Raw genomic sequence first — 15923 nt, 5'->3', positions numbered from 1 at the left:
CGGCCGATTGTTTGCGGACAAGCCCTCCCCCAGCCCCTCCCGCAAGCGGGAGGGGAGGAGATTCGAATGCGCTATCTGCCCCTCACCGACACCGATCGCCAGGCGATGCTCAGCGTGGTCGGCGCCGCCACGATCGACGATCTGTTCGTCGATGTGCCCGAGGCCGCGCGCCTCTCGGGTCCGATCGCCGGCCTGCCGCTGCACGCGAGCGAAATGGCGGTCGAACGCCACATGAGCGCGCTCGCCGCGCGCAACACGGTCGCCGGGCAGGTGCCGTTCTTCCTCGGCTGCGGCGCCTACCGGCATCACGTGCCGGCGAGCGTCGATCACATCATCCAGCGTGGCGAGTTCCTCACCGCCTATACGCCGTACCAGCCCGAGATCGCGCAGGGCACGTTGCAGGTGATGTTCGAGTTCCAGACGCAGGTCGCGCGGCTGCTCGGCACCGACGTCGCCAACGCCTCGATGTACGACGGCTCGACTGCGTGCTGGGAAGCGATCGGCATGGCGCGGCGGATCACCAAGCGCGCCAAGGCGATCCTCTCGCCGGGGCTTCACCCGCATTACGTTTCCGTCGCCAAGACGATGGCGAAATACACCGGCGACGCGCTCGATACCGCGCTGCCGACGCTTGACGACGATTTCGGCATCGACGCGCTGATCGCCAAGATCGACGGCGAAACCTCGTGCGTGGTCGTGCAATATCCCGACATCCTCGGCCGCATCGCCGATCTCTCCGCGCTCGCCGATGCGTGCCACGCCAACAAGGCACTGCTCGTCGCGGTGGTCACCGAGCCGGTCGCGCTGGGCGCGATCCGCTCGCCGGGTGAGATGGACGCCGATATCGTCGTGGGTGAAGGCCAGTCGCTCGGCGTGGGTCTCCAGTTCGGCGGCCCCTATGTCGGGCTGTTCGGCTGCAAGGACAAATATGTCCGCCAGATGCCGGGCCGGCTCTGCGGCGAGACCGTCGATGCCGAGGGCAAGCGCGGCTTCGTGCTGACACTCTCCACCCGTGAGCAGCATATCCGCCGCGAGAAGGCGACCTCGAACATCTGTACCTCCTCGGTTCTGTGCGCGCTGGCGATGTCGGCGCACATGACGCTGCTGGGCGAAGCGGGGCTGCGCCGACTCGCCGATCTCAATCACCTGGGCGCGGTTTCGGCCGCCGACCGGCTTGCTGAAGTGCCCGGCGTCGAACTGGTGAACGGCGCGTTCTTCAACGAGTTCACGCTCAAGCTGACCAAGGAAGCCCGCCCGGTCGTACGCGCGCTCGCCGATCGCGGCATTCTCGCCGGCGTGTCGCTCGGGCGGCTCTATCCGGGCGCGGCGGCGCTGGCGAACGGCCTTGTCGTCGCCGTCACCGAAACCACCACCGAAGACGATGTCGAAGCGCTGGCGCAGGCGCTCGCGGAGGAACTGGCATGAGCATCAATCCCGCCGGCTGGCGCCCCGAGCGCCCCGAGACCGCCGCCAACGCGGCGCCCACCACCGTCACCGGCAACCGCGCGCTGATGCTCGAGGAACCGCTGATCTTCGAGGTCGGCTCGACCCGCACCACCGGCGTCGATCTCGCCGAGCCGCCCGCCGGCAAGCCGCGCCTCGGCAATCTCGAACGCACCACCGCGATCGGCCTGCCCGGCCTGTCCGAGCCCGAGATGATGCGGCACTACACCCGGCTCAGCCGCCAGAATTACGCGATCGACCTCGGCCTGTTCCCGCTCGGCTCGTGCACGATGAAGCACAATCCGCGCCTCAACGAGAAGATGGCGCGGCTGCCCGGTTTCGCCGACGTCCATCCGCTCCAGCCGGTCGATACCGTGCAGGGCGCCCTCGGCGTGATTCAGGAACTCGCGGTGTGGCTCATCACGCTCACCGGCATGCACGGCGTCGCGATGAGCCCCAAGGCGGGCGCGCACGGCGAACTGTGCGGCATCCTCGCGATCAAGGCGGCGCTCGACGCGAAGGGCGAGGGGCACCGCAAGGTCATCCTGGTGCCGGAGAGCGCGCACGGCACCAACCCCGCGACGGCGGCGTTCGCGGGCTATACGGTCGAGAACATCCCCGCCACTGACGAAGGCCGTGTCGACAGCGCCGCGCTGATCGCCCGGCTCGGGCCGGATGTGGCGGCGGTGATGATCACCAACCCGAACACCTGCGGGCTGTTCGAGCGCGACATGAAGACGATCTCGGACGCGGTCCACGCCGCTGGCGGTTTCGTCTATTGCGACGGTGCCAACTTCAACGCGATCGTCGGCAAGGTGCGTCCGGGCGATCTCGGCATCGACGCGATGCACATCAACCTGCACAAGACCTTCTCGACCCCGCACGGCGGCGGCGGCCCCGGCTCCGGCCCGGTCGTGCTGTCCGAGGCGCTGTCGCCGTTCGGCCCGCTGCCGTTCGTCGCCAAGCACGCCGACGGCCATTTCGCGTTGGTCGAGGAAGAGACCGCGGGGGACGATCATCCGCAGAGCTTCGGCCGGATGGTCGCGTTCCACGGCCAGATGGGCATGTTCACGCGCGCGCTCACCTATATCCTCAGCCACGGCGCCGACGGCTTGAAGCAGGTCGCCGAGGATGCGGTGCTCAACGCCAATTACATCCTGCGCAGCCTCGAGGGCACGCTCTCCGCGCCCTACGCGGCGTCGGGGCCGTGCATGCACGAGGCGTTGTTCTCGGACGACGGCTTCCCCGAGGGCTTCTCGACGCTCGACGTGGCGAAGGGGCTGATCGACGAGGGCTTCCACCCGATGACGGTCTATTTCCCGCTCGTCGTCCACGGCGCGATGCTGGTCGAGCCGACCGAGACCGAGAGCAAGGCCGGCATCGACCAGTTCGTCGCCGCGCTGCGCAGCGTGGCCGAGCGTGCGCGCGCGGGCGACGCCACGCTCAAGACCGCACCGCATTTCGCGCCGCGCAGCCGCCTCGACGAGACGCAGGCGGCGCGCAAGCCGGTGCTGGTGTGGAAGGACGCGGCGCTCGCGCAGGCGGCGGAGTAACCCTCAACCCCGTTCGGGCTGAGCGAAGTCGAAGCCCGTACCGCGAGCACGGCGCTTGCGGCACGCCCTTCGACTTCGCTCAGTGCGAACGGTTCGTCTCGAAACCGTTCGTCGGATCCCGCGCCCGGCTCGCTACAGCCCGCTCAGCCGGCTGAACCGCTCGCGCGTGGTCTGCGCCGCGCGCCGCGCTTCGGCGACGGCGGCTTCCTCGGTCGCGAACAGCAGATGGTCGAGCACCGCCGCGATATGCGCGCGCATCGCCCCGCGCGCGCGCTGCGGGTCGCGCGAGCGTAGCGCCTCGGCGATCACGCGATGTTCCTCGACCACCGGCTTCACCTTGGCCGCCCGCGCCTTGGCGAGCAGCAGCGCGATGTCGGGTGAACTCGCCCGCAGATGCCACATATGCTCGACCGTATTGACCATCGCCGCGTTGCGCGTCGCGCGCGCGATCACCTGATGGAACTCGCGGTCGGTATTGTCCGCGTCGTCGGGGTTGGCGCTCATCCGGTTCTGTCGGTCGATCCGTTCGACCAGCTCGTCGAGCAGATCGAGTTCGGCATCGGTGATCTGCACCGCCGCCAGCGCCGCCGCCTCGCCTTCGATCGCGATCCGCGCCTCCATCAGCTCGAAGCCGGTGACGTGGAAACCGGGCGTCTCGGCGGTGCCCGGAATGCGCCGCACATAGGCGCCCGCACCGATCCGCACCTCGACGAAGCCCTGCACCTCGAGCGCGATGATCGCCTCGCGGACGGTCGGACGGCTGACGCCATGCTCGATCGCGAGATCGCGTTCGGCGGGCAACCGGTCGCCGATCGCGTAGCGGCCAGAAGCCAGTTCCTCGAACAATTTGCGCGCGAGCTGCTGATACAGCCGGTCGCGGCCTTCGCCGGAGCCCTCAGCCTGTGTTTCGCCTTCGGCCTTCATGCCCCCCTCCGATGCCGTGGCCGCCCGCGCCCCTTGCGATTTCGCGGCCCACCGCGTCTTCTGCCATAATCGAAGCGGGTCTGTCTCGGGTTCTTTCCAATCGCGCGATCATCGTCTTGATCGGATTGACCAATTCAGACCGAGGCCGCCGCCGGCATCTGCATCGCCGCGGCGATATGCAGCGCGAGGTCGGCCTGGCGGAACGGCTTCTCCAGCCGCGGCAGGTCGGGCGACAGGCCGCCGGCGTCGGAATAGCCCGAAACCACCAGCACGCGCAGGCCGGGGCGCCGCGCGGTCGCCGCGCGCGCCAGCTCGGCCCCGGTCATGTGCGGCATGACATGGTCGGTGACGAGGATGTCGATGTCGGGGTTCGCGTCGAGCAGCGCGAGCGCCTCCTCGCCCGAGCGCGCCTCGATCACCGTGAAGCCGAGATCGGTCAGCATGTCGGCGGTGGTGGCGCGGACCAGATTCTCGTCATCGACCAGCAGCGCCGTGCCCGAGTGCCGGTGCGGCGCCGCTTCGGCCGGCACCGCCGCGACGGCGAGCACGGCGACATTCGAGACCGGCAGCCACAATTCGATCAGCGTTCCCGCGCCGACCGCGCTGTCGAGCGCGAGCGCGCCGCCGAGCTGCAGCGCGAGGCCGTGCGCCATCGACAGGCCAAGCCCCGTGCCGCGCCCGACGCCCTTGGTCGAGAAGAACGGTTCGATCGCGCGCGCGCGCGTCGTCTCGTCCATGCCGGTTCCCGTGTCCGCCACCGACAGCAGGATATATTGCCCTTCGCTCAGGCTGGCGCGGTGGTCGCGGCCGGCGCTGTCGAGCTTTGCCGCGATCGTCAGCGTGCCCCCCTCGGGCATCGCGTCGCGCGCGTTCACCGCCAGATTGAGGATCGCCATCTCGACCTGGTTCGCATCGGCGTGGGCGAGCGGCAGATCCTCGGCGATATCGAGACGGAGCGATATCTGCGGACCGATCGTGGTGCCGATCAGCGTGCTCATCTCGATCAGCAACGTCGCGACGTCGATCGCGCCGGGGTTGAGCGGCTGGCGGCGCGCGAAGGCGAGCAGCCGCTGGACGAGCGTCTTGGCGCGATCCGCCGATTCGATCGCGCCCGAGATCAGCCGTTGCTCGCGCGCGCCGCCGACCGCGCGGCGCTGCAGCAGATCGAGGCTGCCGATGATCGGGGTGAGCAGATTGTTGAAATCGTGCGCGACGCCGCCGGTGAGCTGGCCCATCGCCTCCAGCTTTTGCGATTGGCGCAACGCCTCCTGCGTCTTGATCAGTTCGCGCGTGCGCTCGGCGACGAGATGTTCGAGCGTCGCGGCGGAGTCGCGCAGCGCCTCCTCCATCCGCTGGCGCGCGGTGATGTCGACCGATACGCCGACGAGCATCAGCGGCGTTCCGTCCGCCGCATAGGTCGGCTGCGCGCGGATCGCGACCCAGCACGTCTCGCCCGCCGCCGTCACCACGCGATGTTCGAGATCGCAGTCGTTGGCGTTGGCGATGCTTTCCCAGATCGTCGCGAACACGCGCTCACGGTCATCGGGGTGGATCGCCGCGCGCAGTTCGGCGAAGGAGAAATCCCGGTCGGGATCGCGCCCGAAGGTGATCCGGCACATCGCCGAGGTCTTGAGCGTGCGGCTCGGCAGATCGAGCGACCACACCCCCATGCGCCCGGCGGCGAGCGCCATCTCGCGCTGACGGTCGCTCTCGCGAATCGAGGCGAGCAGCCGCGCATTCTCGATCGCGATCGCGGCGGACCGGGCGAGCGCCTCGAGCCGCGCGACCACCGCCGGATCGGGCTCGCCCATCCGCGACCAATAGGCGCCGATCGCGGCGATCGGCTCGGGCCGGCCGATCGCCGCCATGGCGAGGCTGCGCACGAATGTCGGGCTATAGGCATCCCGTGGGATGCGGTCGTCGGTACGGATGTCGGGGATGACCACGGTTTCCTGGTGCAGCATCGCCCAGCCGGAAACGCAGCTTTCGATCGGGAAGCGCTTCCCCGCCCATAGCGGGCCGACCGCATCCTCGGCGGCGTAGAAGCAGGTGCCGGCCTCACGGACCACGACCGCGATGCCCTCCGCGCCGACGATCGCGCGCGCCGTCTCGCGCAGTACCGCCACGACCTCGCCGAGCGAGCGCGTCGTGGCGAGCCGCTCGCTCGCCGCTGCCAGTCGCGACCAACCCGCCTCCGGGTCGGATGGCTCGATAATGGTATCGATCATGACGACCTTGTCCTCAACGCGCGCCTCATATCACGTTGGCGGCACGGAAATACCGGAAAAGCGACGATTCATGCCCTGATGCGGCACGCGCTGCCGCGCGCGGCGTCCAAAGCGGAGGGCGGGTACCCGCGGACTCGGTGGTTTGATGCCGAGCCGATTTCTGCCAAAGCGCGGGCATGACGACGATCCGCCCTGTAACCGAAGCCGATGCCGACGCGATCACCGCGATCTACGCGCACCACGTTCTGCACGGCACCGGCACGTTCGATATCGATCCCCCCGGCGTCGCGCACTGGCGGCACAGGATCGCCGAGATTCGCGCGCGCGGCTGGCCGTTCCTCGTCGCCGAGCGCGCGGGCAGGGTGCTCGGCTATGCCTATGCCGCGCAGTTCCGGGATCGCGCGGCGTACCGCGCCGCGTGCGAGGACAGCATCTACATCGCCGAGGAAGCGCGCGGCAGCGGCGTCGGCACCGTCCTGCTCGGCGCGCTGATCGCCGCCGCGCCGGCGGCGGGGTTCCGCGAGATGGTCGCCGTGGTCGGCGGCCCCGAACCCGCCTCGGTCGCGCTTCACGGGAAGCTCGGCTTCCGCGAAGTCGGCCGGCTCCACGACATCGGCGAGAAATTCGGCCGCTCGCTCGACGTCCTCTTCCTCCAACGCACGCTCTGATCCTCCCCGGAACGGGGCGGGGGGCGCTTCCCCAGGCGAAGCCGCCCGTTCGCGCCCCCTTCCGCAGTCCGCCGGGCAATCCTCCCGCCGGAGCGGGAGGGCGTACATCAGATCCGGTGTTCGCCCTTCACCCAGCGCACCGTGCCGGAGGACGCGCGCATCACCACGCTCTCGGTGGTCATCACGCCCTTCTTGCGCTTCACGCCGGCGAGCAGCGAGCCGTCGGTCACGCCGGTCGCCGCGAAGATGCAGTCGCCCTTGGCCAGTTCGGTCAGGTCATATTGCTTGTCGAGGTCGGTGACGCCCCATTTCGCGGCACGCGCGCGCTCGTCATCGTTGCGGAACAGCAGCCGGCCCTTGAACTGGCCGCCGACGCAGCGGAGCGCCGCTGCCGCCAGCACGCCCTCCGGCGCGCCGCCCGAGCCCATGTAGATGTCGATCGTCGTTTCCGGGTTGGTCGTCGCGATCACGCCTGCCACGTCGCCGTCGCCGATCAGCATCACGCCGCAGCCGAGCGCGCGCAATTCGGCGATCAGCGCCTCGTGGCGCGGGCGGTTGAGCACGCAGCACATGATTTTCGACGGCTCGACGCCCTTCGCCGCCGCCACCGCCTTGACGTTCTCGCTCGGCGATTTGTCGAGATCGATGATGTTGTCGGGATAGCCGGGGCCGACCGCGATCTTGTCCATGTACACGTCCGGCGCGTTGAGCAGCCCGCCTTCCTCGGCGATCGCCAGCACCGCGAGGCTGTTCGGGCCGGCGGTGGCGCAGATCGTCGTGCCTTCGAGCGGATCGAGCGCGATGTCGATCTTCGGCCCCTTGCCGATCGCCGAGCCGACCTTCTCGCCGATATAGAGCATCGGCGCCTCGTCGCGCTCGCCCTCGCCGATCACGACGGTGCCGTCCATGTAGAGTCCGTTGAGCGCGGTGCGCATCGCATCGACCGCCGCCGCGTCCGCCGCTTTCTCGTCGCCGTGGCCGATCAGGGGAGAGCAGGCGATCGCCGCCGCTTCGGTCACGCGGACCATTTCCAGGACTAGGACGCGGTCCAGAACATTGCTGACGGTCGACATGAACGATTTCCCCTGCTGCGTGTGACCTGCGGATAGGCAGCGGATGTGACGTTGTCGAGGCGTGGCGGGAGTCTTCTTGTCCGGCTCGGGCGGAAAGCTTTCGCTCGGCGTTTTACTCTTCGCCGCGTGTCGGCAAGACTTTGCTGCGGCCGAAAAAGACGGTAGCGTTACCAATCATGTGTCAGGCGCCGATTACCGCGCATGCGGCGGCGCGATCTCGAACAGCAGCGGCCAGTTCTTGCCGGTCACGAACAGCCGGCGCGTCTTGGCGTCCCAGGCGATGCCGTTCGCGACCGAATCGCCGCCGCCGGCGTCGGCCTGCTTGGTCAGCGCGCTCACGTCGATCCAGCCGAGCACATGCCCGCTCGCCGGGTCGATCCGCGCGATCAGGTCGGTCATCCAGATGTTGGCGAGGATCTCGCCATCGACATATTCGAGCTCGTTGATGTTCTCGACCGGGTTGCCGTCCGCCGTCACCCTGACGCGCTTGACGATCCGCAACGTCTTGGGATCGAGGAAGCGCAGCACCGGCGTCCCGTCCGACATGATGATGTGGTGCGCGTCCTTGGTCAGCGCCCAGCCTTCCCCCGGATAGCGGAAGCTGCCGATGCGCTTGAACCCGCCCAGCGTCCATCGGTAGCCGTGGCCGCCCTTCCAGGTCAGGCTGACGATTTGGTCGCCCCAGTCGACGATCCCCTCACCGAAATCGGACGGCGGGATCGAGACCTTGCGCCGCACCACGCCGGTCTTGATGTCGACCTGGCGGATCGTCGAGCGTCCCTCGAAGCCGGTGCTCTCGTAGAGATCGCCGTCGCGGTAGAACAGTCCCTCGGTATAGGCGCTGGTATCGTGCGGGAAGCTGGCGATCACCTTGGCCGGTTCGAGCGGCAATGGGTCGGCCGCCGCCGGGGCGGCAAGCCCCAGCAGCGCGAGCAGCCCGATGAGGCGACCGGCCCCGCGCATCAGTCGCGCAGCAGTTCGTTGATGCTGGTCTTCGACCGCGTCTGCGCATCGACGCGCTTGACGATCACCGCGCAGTACAGCGCGGGCTTGCCCTCGCCGCCGCCGATCGAGCCGGGCACCACCACCGCATAGGGCGGCACCGATCCGACATGCACCTCGCCGGTCGCGCGATCGATGATCTTGGTCGATGCGCCGAGATAGACACCCATCGACAGCACCGCGCCTTCGCCGACGCGCACGCCCTCCGCCACTTCCGCGCGCGCGCCGATGAACGCGCCGTCGCCGATGATGACCGGATCGGCCTGCAGCGGTTCGAGCACCCCGCCGATCCCCGCCCCGCCCGAGAGATGGACGTTCTTGCCGATCTGCGCGCACGAGCCGACCGTCGCCCAGGTATCGACCATCGTGCCCTCGCCGACATAGGCGCCGATGTTGACGAAACTCGGCATCAGGATCGCACCCTTGGCGATGAACGACCCGCGCCGCGCGACCGCGCCCGGCACAACGCGGAACCCGCCCGCGCGGAACTCGGCCTCGCCCCAGCCGGCGAATTTGGAGGGCACCTTGTCGAACGCCGGCGCGCCGGCCGCGCCGCTATCGACGAGGCTATTGTCGTTGAGCCGGAACGACAGCAGCACCGCCTTCTTGAGCCACTGGTTGACCACCCAGCCATCGCCCGACGGCTCGGCGACCCGCGCCTTGCCCGCATCGAGCAGCGCCAGCGCGCTTTCCACCGCATCGCGCACCGGCGCGCCTGTATCGAATCCAATGGTGTCACGCGCGTCCCACGCCGCCTCGATGGTCGCTTGCAGGTCGTCGCTCATTGGTCCTCCAGAATGTCGTGCAGCCAGTGCGTTATGTCGTGGGTGGTGAAGTCGATGAAGCCGCGGTCGGCGTCATGCCCCTGTTCGGAGCCGTTATCGACCCACACCGTGGTCATGCCGATCGCCTTGGCCGGCGCGAGGTTGCGCGCCATGTCGTCGGCGAACAACGACGCCGCCGGATCGAGATCGAACGCCGCGCACAGCCCCGCATAGGCCGATGCCTGCGGCTTGGGGATCAGGTCCATCGCGTGGATGTCGTGGATGGCTTCGAAGCTCTGCGACAGCCCGAGCCTTTCGAGCACGCGGCCCGCATACGGCCCGTCGCCGTTGGTGAAGACGATCTTGCGCCCCGGCAACCGCGCGATCGCGGCGGCGAGCGGCGCATTCTCCTCCAGCACGTCCATCTCGACATCGTGGACGAAGTCGAGAAAATCGTGCGGATCGACGTCATGCTCGGCCATCAGCCCGGCGAGCGTGGTGCCGTGGCCGAGGAAATAGCTCTTCTGCAACCGGAACGCCTCCGCCGTATCCACCGCGAAGCGGTTGGCGATATAGGCGGTCATCTTCGCGTCGATCTGGCGGAACAGGTCCGCGCTCGCCGGATACAGCGTGTTGTCGAGATCGAAGATCCAGTTGCTTATGTGTCGCAGCGCGGGGTGCATCGAAAAATCCAGAACGTCCGCCGTTTCCCAACAGCCAAAGGCCGAAAAGACCCCTGGGGATCGTTTCGACGCGCTTGTGGCGCAAGGCTCGGCGGAAGGCCAGCAGGTTTATGCCGGCACGCCCCCTCACAACGGCGTCAGCACGATATCCCTGAACGCCACCGTCATCGCGACCTTGTCGTGCAATTGCAGGCAGATCTTGCCGGTCTGCGCGATGCTCGTGTCCGGCTCGACATAATCGACCGTCTTCACGCCGTTGAAGGTCAGCACGATATGCCGCCCCTTGGCGACGATCGCATAGCGGTTCCATTTGCCGTCGTTCAGATGCCGCGCGATCTTGCTCTGGTCGAAATCGGCGAGCGTCACCTTGCGGCGGCCCTCGTCATACAGCGTGCCCCAATAGATATGCCCGGCATCGGCCTGATAGCCGATCACCTGCGTCGCCCCCGCATCGACGCGCGCGGTGCGGAACTGGATGCCGGTATTGGCATATTGCCCGCCGTCGATGCGGAAGCGTGCGGTCAAACGGAAGTCGCCATAGTCGCGCGTCGTGCACAGGAAGGTCTTCTTGGTCAGCACCTGGTCGATCGTGCCGCCGGTGATGCTGCCGTTCTCGACGCGGAAACTGTCCGCCGTGCCCTGTTCCCAGCCCGCGAGCGTCCGCCCGTCGAACAGCCGGATCGGCGCGGGCGCGGCCCCGCCGCACGCCAGCGCCGCCAAACACATCGCCGATCTCCGCATCATCCTCTCCCGTCCCGGTTTATGGTTCTGTCGCGCCGGCATAGCATGTTTGGCTTTAATTTCGAATCGCTTTCGATTGCCTTCGTATTTGTCTGCCGCTAATCACGAGTCGAAGCCACCGCGCAGCGGTCCCTGCGAAAAGGAAATGGTCTTGAGAGGATTGCTCGATCTGGAGCTGTCGCGCCGAACGATGGTGCAATGCGCCGCCTGCGCGACGGCGGGAACCGCGCTCGGCGCCGCGTCGGTCGGCCGCGCGGCGGTCCCGGCATCCGCCACCCAGCCGGGTCGCGAGGCGATGCGCGAGTTTCCATATGGCGCGGTCACGCTCACCGGCGGCCCGCTCAAGGCGCAGTTCGATCGCATCCACGCGCATTATCTCGCGCTCGACAATGATCGCATCCTCAAGGTCTTCCGCGAGAATGCCGGCCTGCCCGCGCCGGGGCCGGATATGGGCGGCTGGTACGACAAGGACGGCTTCGTCCCCGGCCTCACGCTCGGCCAATATATCTCTGGCCTTGCCCGGCTCGGCGCCGCGACTGGCGACAAGGCGTGCCACGCGAAAGTCGCGGCGCTGGTCGATGGCTTCGGCAAGGCGTTCGTCGCCGCCAAGAACCCCTATGTCGGCCCCAAGGCGCAGGCGCAGTGGGCCGCATACGTCATGGACAAATATATCGTCGGCATGATCGACGCCTATCGCCTGAGCGGCGTCGAGCAGGCCAAGACGTTGCTGCCGATCATCGTCGCGAAATGCCTGCCCTATATCTCCCCGGTCTCGCGCGACCGGATCGGCAAGCTCGATCCGCCCTATGACGAAACCTATGTCCTGCCCGAGAACCTGTTCCTCGTCGCCGACATCACCGGTGACGACAAATACCGCCAGCTCGCCAAACATTACATGCTCGATCCCGAGTGGTTCGATCCGCTCGCGGCGGGGCAGGACGTGCTGCCCGGCAAGCACGCCTATAGCCACACGATCGCGCTCAGCTCGGGCGCGCAGGCCTATCTCCACCTCGGCGACGACAAATACCGCAAGGCGCTGGTCAACGCGTATCGCTTCATGGAGCCGCAGCGCTTCGCCAGCGGCGGCTGGGGGCCCGAGGAGCAGTTCGTTCCGCTCCATCAGGGCAAGCTCGCCGCCAGCCTGACCAGTTCGAAAGCGCATTTCGAGACGCCGTGCGGCAGCTTCGCCGATCTCAAGCTCGCGCGCTATCTGATCCGCTTCACGGGAGAGGCGCAGTATGGCGACGGGCTGGAGCGCACGCTCTACAACACCATGCTCGCCGCGCGCATGCCCGACAGCGACGGCGGCTATCCGTATTATTCGGATTACGGTCCGGCCGGCGAGAAACGCTATTATCACCAGAAATGGCCATGCTGCTCGGGCACATTGGTGCAGGGCGTCGCGGATTACGGGCTCAACGCCTATTTCCACGACGACGCGAGCGTGCTGGTCAATCTCTACACGCCCTCCGAAGTGCGCTGGGATCGTCCGGGCGGCACGGTCGAACTCGTGCAGGAAACCGGCTACCCCGCCGCGGATACGGTTCGACTTACGGTACGCAAGGCGGGCGATGGCCGCTTTGGCGTCAAGCTTCGCATCCCGGCGTGGACCCGCGACGCCACGCTGAAGGTCAACGGTAAGCCCCAACCGGTCACGCCCGGCACGCTCGCGGTGGTGACACGCACATGGAAGGCCGGCGACGTGATCGATCTTGTCATCCCGCAGCCGCTGCGCACGCTCCCGATCGACGACCAGAACCCTAAACTCGCCGCCGTGCTGCGCGGGCCGGTGATGTACGTCGGCATCAACCCCTGGGCCGGAATCGAAACCCAGCCGATCGCGCTGCCGCAGGCGCTTGAGGCGATGCCCGAGAACCCGCAGGCCTATCGCACCGATGTCGGCGGGCGAAACCTCGTCTTCGTGCCCTATTATACCGTCGATACCGAACGATCGGCGACCTATTTCAAGGTGGCGTGATGAGCGACGACCGCGTTTTCGCGACCTATTGGATCGAGACCGCTTTCCCGCTCGAACAGGCGGCGGCGACGATGGCGGGCGAGCAATCGACTGGCACCTTCGTCCGCGTTCCCGGCGAGACCGACGCGCTGCGCGAGGCGCACGCCGCCCGCGTTGAAGCGATCGATGATCTGGGCGAAGTCGCCGCGCCGTCCTTGCCTGGTAGCGGCCTCCCGAAGTCGGGCGAGGCGACGCGCCGCGCCGCGCGCGTGGTGCTGTCGTGGCCGCTCGTCAATTTAGGTGCGTCGCTCCCCAACCTGCTCGCGACGGTGGCGGGCAATCTCTCCGAGCTGAAGGCATTCTCCGGCCTCAAGCTGATCGATCTCACCCTCCCGCCAGCCTTCCTGGACCGCTATCAGGGGCCGCAATTCGGCGTCGCCGGTACGCGGCGGCTGGCCGGCGTGTACGATCGTCCGATCATCGGCACGATCATCAAGCCCAGCGTCGGCCTCTCGCCCGAAGCCACCGCCGATCAGGTCCGCGTGCTGGTTGAGGCCGGGGTCGATTTCATCAAGGATGACGAGCTTCAGGCCGACGGCCCGCATTGCCCGTTCGACGCGCGTATCTCCGCCGTGATGCGCGTCATCAACGATCACGCCGATAAGACCGGCAAGAAGGTGATGTACGCCGCCAACCTCACCGGCGACATCGATGAGATGCTCGCCCGCCACGATCATGTCGTCGCGCACGGCGGCACCTGCATCATGGCGAGCATGAACTCGATCGGCTTGCCCGCGATGAAGGTGTTGCGCGCGCACAGCCAGTTGCCGATCCACGGCCATCGCAACGGCTGGGGGATGCTCGGGCGGTCTCCGGCGATCGGGATGAGCTTCATCGCCTATCAGAAACTGTGGCGGCTCGCCGGGATCGACCACACCCATGTCAACGGCATCGACAACAAGTTCTGCGAACCGAATGACAGCGTCATCGCCTCGGCGCGCGAGTGCCTGACGCCGATGTTCGACGCGCCCCATCCCGGCTGCGAGATCATGCCGGTGTTCTCCTCCGGCCAGTCCGCGCGCCAGGCCGCGCCGACCTATGCCGCGCTCGGCTCGGTCGATTGCATGTTCGCGGCCGGTGGCGGCATCATGGCGCACCCCGGCGGCCCGGCGGCGGGGGTACGCGCGCTGATGCAGGCGTGGGAGGCGGCCGTGGCTGGGGTGCCGGTCGAACAGGCAGCGAAGGATTCGCCCGAACTCGCGGCCGCGCTCGGCGCGTTCGGCGGATGAGCTTCGCGTCCGTACCGTTCGTGCTGAGCGAAGTCGAAGCACGTGCTGCATCCGTACCCACTCCGTTCGCGCTGAACGAAGCCGCCCGTTCTCCGTTCGTGCTGCGCGAAGTCGAAGCACGTGCTGCATCGGTACCCACTCCGTTCGTGCTGAACGAAGCCGCCCGTTCTCCGTTCATGCTGAGCGAAGTCGAAGCACGTGCTGCATCCACACCCACTCCGTTCGCCCCGAGCGAAGTCGAGGGGCGGCACAGGAGCGCAGGTGCCTCGACTTCGCTCGGCACGAACGGACCCGGTTGGGCCGCGTTAACGACACCCACCCCATGACCCTCCGCTACGCCTTCTACGGTGACGATTTCACCGGCTCGACCGACGTGCTCGAACAGCTCGCCGAAGGCGGCGTGCCGGCGGTGCTGTTCCTGCGCGCGCCCGATGCCGCGCTCCGCGCGCGCTTTCCCGATGTGCGCGCGATCGGCCTCGCCGGCGACAGCCGCAGCCGCTCGCCCGAATGGATGGCCGAGCATCTCCCCGCCGCCTATCGCGCGCTCGGGGAGGGGGCGGTGGTCCATTACAAGACCTGCTCGACCTTCGACAGCAGCCCGCACACCGGCTCGATCGGCCGCGCGCTCGACCTCGGTGTCGCCGCATTCGGTGGCCCCGCCGCGATCGTCGTCGGCGCGCCGCACCTGCGCCGCTACGTCGCGTTCGGAAACCTGTTCGCGGCGGCCGGCGCGGAGGTGTACCGCATCGACCGCCACCCGACGATGGCGCGCCACCCCGTCACGCCGATGCACGAGGCCGACCTGACCCGCCACCTCGCCGCGCAGACTGAGGCGCGCATCGCCCTCATCCCGCTCGACCGGATTGAGGCGGGCGAGGCCGGCACGGCGTTCGATTCGGCCGATGCGGACGCGGTGCTGTTCGACGGCGTCTCGCTGCGTGATCTCGCCGCCACCGGCGACGTGCTGCTCACGCGCGGCGTGCGCTTCGCGGTCGGCAGTTCGGGCGTGACGCGCGCGCTGGTGCTCGCCTGGCAGGCGGCAGGGCTGATCGAACCGGCGCCGCCACCGCCGCGCGCCGCGCCGGTCGATCGGCTGCTCGTCGTCAGCGGCAGTTGCTCACCCGTCACCGCCCGCCAGATCACGCGCGGCATCGCCGATGGCTATGCGCCCGCGCGCGCTGATGTTGCCGCGTTGCTGCGCGGCGAGAGCGCCGAGGAAGAGCGTCTGGTCGCCGCCGCGGTCGCCGCGCTGGGGCAGGGTGGGCGCGGCGTGATCCACTCGGCGGACGGCCCGCTCGGCGAGACCGCGCCTGCCGCCGGCGGTATGCTCGGGACGGCGCTCGGCCGCGTCACCCGCGCGGTGATCGAGCGCACCGGCCTCACGCGCATCCTGTTCGCGGGCGGTGACACATCGAGCCACGGCGTCGCCCAGCTCGGCATCGACGCGCTCACCTGGGCCGCGCCGATCGAACGCGGCGCCCCGCTCGTGCGCGCGCACGCCACCGATCCGGCGATCGACGGTTTGGAACTGGTTCTCAAGGGCGGGCAAATGGGGGGCGAAGGCTTTTTCGAAACCGTGCGGCGGGGCGGATAGCGCC

The 15923-nt window shown here is 68.3% G+C and carries 14 protein-coding genes; 7 read left to right on the top strand and 7 right to left on the bottom strand.

All coding sequences use genetic code 11. From position 1 onward, the window contains the following. Positions 1–66 precede the first annotated feature (66 nt). Both gcvPA and gcvPB read left to right on the top strand, forming a co-directional pair. Positions 67–1425 carry an aminomethyl-transferring glycine dehydrogenase subunit GcvPA gene (gcvPA, locus tag PX554_RS04475; protein WP_275499324.1) on the top strand — a complete coding sequence of 453 codons (1359 nt, stop codon included), beginning with the start codon at positions 67–69 and terminating at the stop codon, positions 1423–1425. After that, complete coding sequence (gene gcvPB / locus PX554_RS04470; protein WP_275499322.1) at positions 1422–2996, top strand: aminomethyl-transferring glycine dehydrogenase subunit GcvPB; 1575 nt, start codon at positions 1422–1424, stop codon at positions 2994–2996. Before gcvPA ends, gcvPB begins: the two co-directional genes overlap by 4 nt. Before the next feature lie 132 nt (positions 2997–3128). Here gcvPB and PX554_RS04465 read toward each other — a convergent pair whose 3' ends face one another. Beyond that, positions 3129–3920: a FadR/GntR family transcriptional regulator gene (locus PX554_RS04465; RefSeq protein WP_093220862.1), complete on the bottom strand. Its 792-nt coding sequence runs from the start codon at positions 3918–3920 to the stop codon at positions 3129–3131. 134 nt (positions 3921–4054) lie between these two features. Next, positions 4055–6148, bottom strand: coding sequence for an ATP-binding protein (locus PX554_RS04460; protein WP_275499319.1), 2094 nt, complete (start codon positions 6146–6148; stop codon positions 4055–4057). Between the two features lie 176 nt (positions 6149–6324). Between PX554_RS04460 and PX554_RS04455 the strand changes: the two genes are divergently transcribed. Then, positions 6325–6816, top strand: a complete 492-nt coding sequence (locus PX554_RS04455) for a GNAT family N-acetyltransferase (protein WP_275499317.1) — start codon at positions 6325–6327, stop codon at positions 6814–6816. Positions 6817–6923: 107 nt separating this feature from the next. On the opposite strand, the gene glpX is transcribed toward PX554_RS04455, so the two are convergent. The 5 genes from glpX to PX554_RS04430 form a co-directional block, all read right to left on the bottom strand. Next, positions 6924–7889, bottom strand: coding sequence for a class II fructose-bisphosphatase (gene glpX / locus PX554_RS04450; RefSeq protein ID WP_093220856.1), 966 nt, complete (start codon positions 7887–7889; stop codon positions 6924–6926). A 192-nt stretch (positions 7890–8081) separates the two neighbouring features. Next, the gene (locus PX554_RS04445; RefSeq protein WP_275499314.1) at positions 8082–8852 is read right to left on the bottom strand and encodes a glutaminyl-peptide cyclotransferase; all 771 of its coding nucleotides are present in this window, start codon (positions 8850–8852) and stop codon (positions 8082–8084) included. Continuing rightward, positions 8852–9676 (bottom strand): 2,3,4,5-tetrahydropyridine-2,6-dicarboxylate N-succinyltransferase, encoded by an 825-nt coding sequence (gene dapD, locus PX554_RS04440; protein WP_093220850.1) that lies wholly within the window; start codon positions 9674–9676, stop codon positions 8852–8854. Before dapD ends, PX554_RS04445 begins: the two co-directional genes overlap by 1 nt. Next, positions 9673–10338 (bottom strand): pyrimidine 5'-nucleotidase, encoded by a 666-nt coding sequence (locus tag PX554_RS04435; RefSeq protein ID WP_275499311.1) that lies wholly within the window; start codon positions 10336–10338, stop codon positions 9673–9675. The genes dapD and PX554_RS04435 overlap by 4 nt, the downstream gene beginning before the upstream one ends. Before the next feature lie 126 nt (positions 10339–10464). Further along, the gene (locus PX554_RS04430) at positions 10465–11064 is read right to left on the bottom strand and encodes a 3-keto-disaccharide hydrolase (protein ID WP_275499309.1); all 600 of its coding nucleotides are present in this window, start codon (positions 11062–11064) and stop codon (positions 10465–10467) included. Between the two features lie 166 nt (positions 11065–11230). On the opposite strand from PX554_RS04430, the gene PX554_RS04425 reads away from it, so the two are divergent. From PX554_RS04425 to PX554_RS04410, 4 genes are read left to right on the top strand one after another with little or no spacing between them, the layout of a single operon-like run. Further along, positions 11231–13057, top strand: coding sequence for a beta-L-arabinofuranosidase domain-containing protein (locus PX554_RS04425; RefSeq protein ID WP_275499308.1), 1827 nt, complete (start codon positions 11231–11233; stop codon positions 13055–13057). Beyond that, positions 13057–14325 carry a ribulose-bisphosphate carboxylase large subunit family protein gene (locus tag PX554_RS04420; RefSeq protein WP_275499306.1) on the top strand — a complete coding sequence of 423 codons (1269 nt, stop codon included), beginning with the start codon at positions 13057–13059 and terminating at the stop codon, positions 14323–14325. The genes PX554_RS04425 and PX554_RS04420 overlap by 1 nt, the downstream gene beginning before the upstream one ends. Beyond that, entirely contained in the window at positions 14322–14651 is a 330-nt protein-coding gene (locus PX554_RS04415) for a hypothetical protein (protein ID WP_275499305.1), read from the top strand. The genes PX554_RS04420 and PX554_RS04415 overlap by 4 nt, the downstream gene beginning before the upstream one ends. Beyond that, the gene (locus tag PX554_RS04410) at positions 14648–15919 is read left to right on the top strand and encodes a four-carbon acid sugar kinase family protein (RefSeq protein WP_275499303.1); all 1272 of its coding nucleotides are present in this window, start codon (positions 14648–14650) and stop codon (positions 15917–15919) included. The genes PX554_RS04415 and PX554_RS04410 overlap by 4 nt, the downstream gene beginning before the upstream one ends. The last annotated feature ends 4 nt before the right edge of the window (positions 15920–15923 follow it).

Source organism: Sphingomonas pollutisoli (assembly GCF_029167165.1).
GTDB lineage: Bacteria > Pseudomonadota > Alphaproteobacteria > Sphingomonadales > Sphingomonadaceae > Sphingomonas > Sphingomonas pollutisoli.
This window is presented reverse-complemented; position numbering and strand designations above follow the sequence as displayed.

What these genes read in the sequence shown, in the direction of transcription:
- gcvPA (WP_275499324.1), top strand. Translation starts at nt 67, where the DNA reads ATGCGCTATCTGCCCCTCACCGACACCGATCGCCAGGCGATGCTCAGC.
- gcvPB (WP_275499322.1), top strand. Translation starts at nt 1,422, where the DNA reads ATGAGCATCAATCCCGCCGGCTGGCGCCCCGAGCGCCCCGAGACCGCC.
- PX554_RS04465 (WP_093220862.1), bottom strand. Translation starts at nt 3,920, where the DNA reads ATGAAGGCCGAAGGCGAAACACAGGCTGAGGGCTCCGGCGAAGGCCGC.
- PX554_RS04460 (WP_275499319.1), bottom strand. Translation starts at nt 6,148, where the DNA reads ATGATCGATACCATTATCGAGCCATCCGACCCGGAGGCGGGTTGGTCG.
- PX554_RS04455 (WP_275499317.1), top strand. Translation starts at nt 6,325, where the DNA reads ATGACGACGATCCGCCCTGTAACCGAAGCCGATGCCGACGCGATCACC.
- glpX (WP_093220856.1), bottom strand. Translation starts at nt 7,889, where the DNA reads ATGTCGACCGTCAGCAATGTTCTGGACCGCGTCCTAGTCCTGGAAATG.
- PX554_RS04445 (WP_275499314.1), bottom strand. Translation starts at nt 8,852, where the DNA reads ATGCGCGGGGCCGGTCGCCTCATCGGGCTGCTCGCGCTGCTGGGGCTT.
- dapD (WP_093220850.1), bottom strand. Translation starts at nt 9,676, where the DNA reads ATGAGCGACGACCTGCAAGCGACCATCGAGGCGGCGTGGGACGCGCGT.
- PX554_RS04435 (WP_275499311.1), bottom strand. Translation starts at nt 10,338, where the DNA reads ATGCACCCCGCGCTGCGACACATAAGCAACTGGATCTTCGATCTCGAC.
- PX554_RS04430 (WP_275499309.1), bottom strand. Translation starts at nt 11,064, where the DNA reads ATGTGTTTGGCGGCGCTGGCGTGCGGCGGGGCCGCGCCCGCGCCGATC.
- PX554_RS04420 (WP_275499306.1), top strand. Translation starts at nt 13,057, where the DNA reads ATGAGCGACGACCGCGTTTTCGCGACCTATTGGATCGAGACCGCTTTC.
- PX554_RS04415 (WP_275499305.1), top strand. Translation starts at nt 14,322, where the DNA reads ATGAGCTTCGCGTCCGTACCGTTCGTGCTGAGCGAAGTCGAAGCACGT.
- PX554_RS04410 (WP_275499303.1), top strand. Translation starts at nt 14,648, where the DNA reads ATGACCCTCCGCTACGCCTTCTACGGTGACGATTTCACCGGCTCGACC.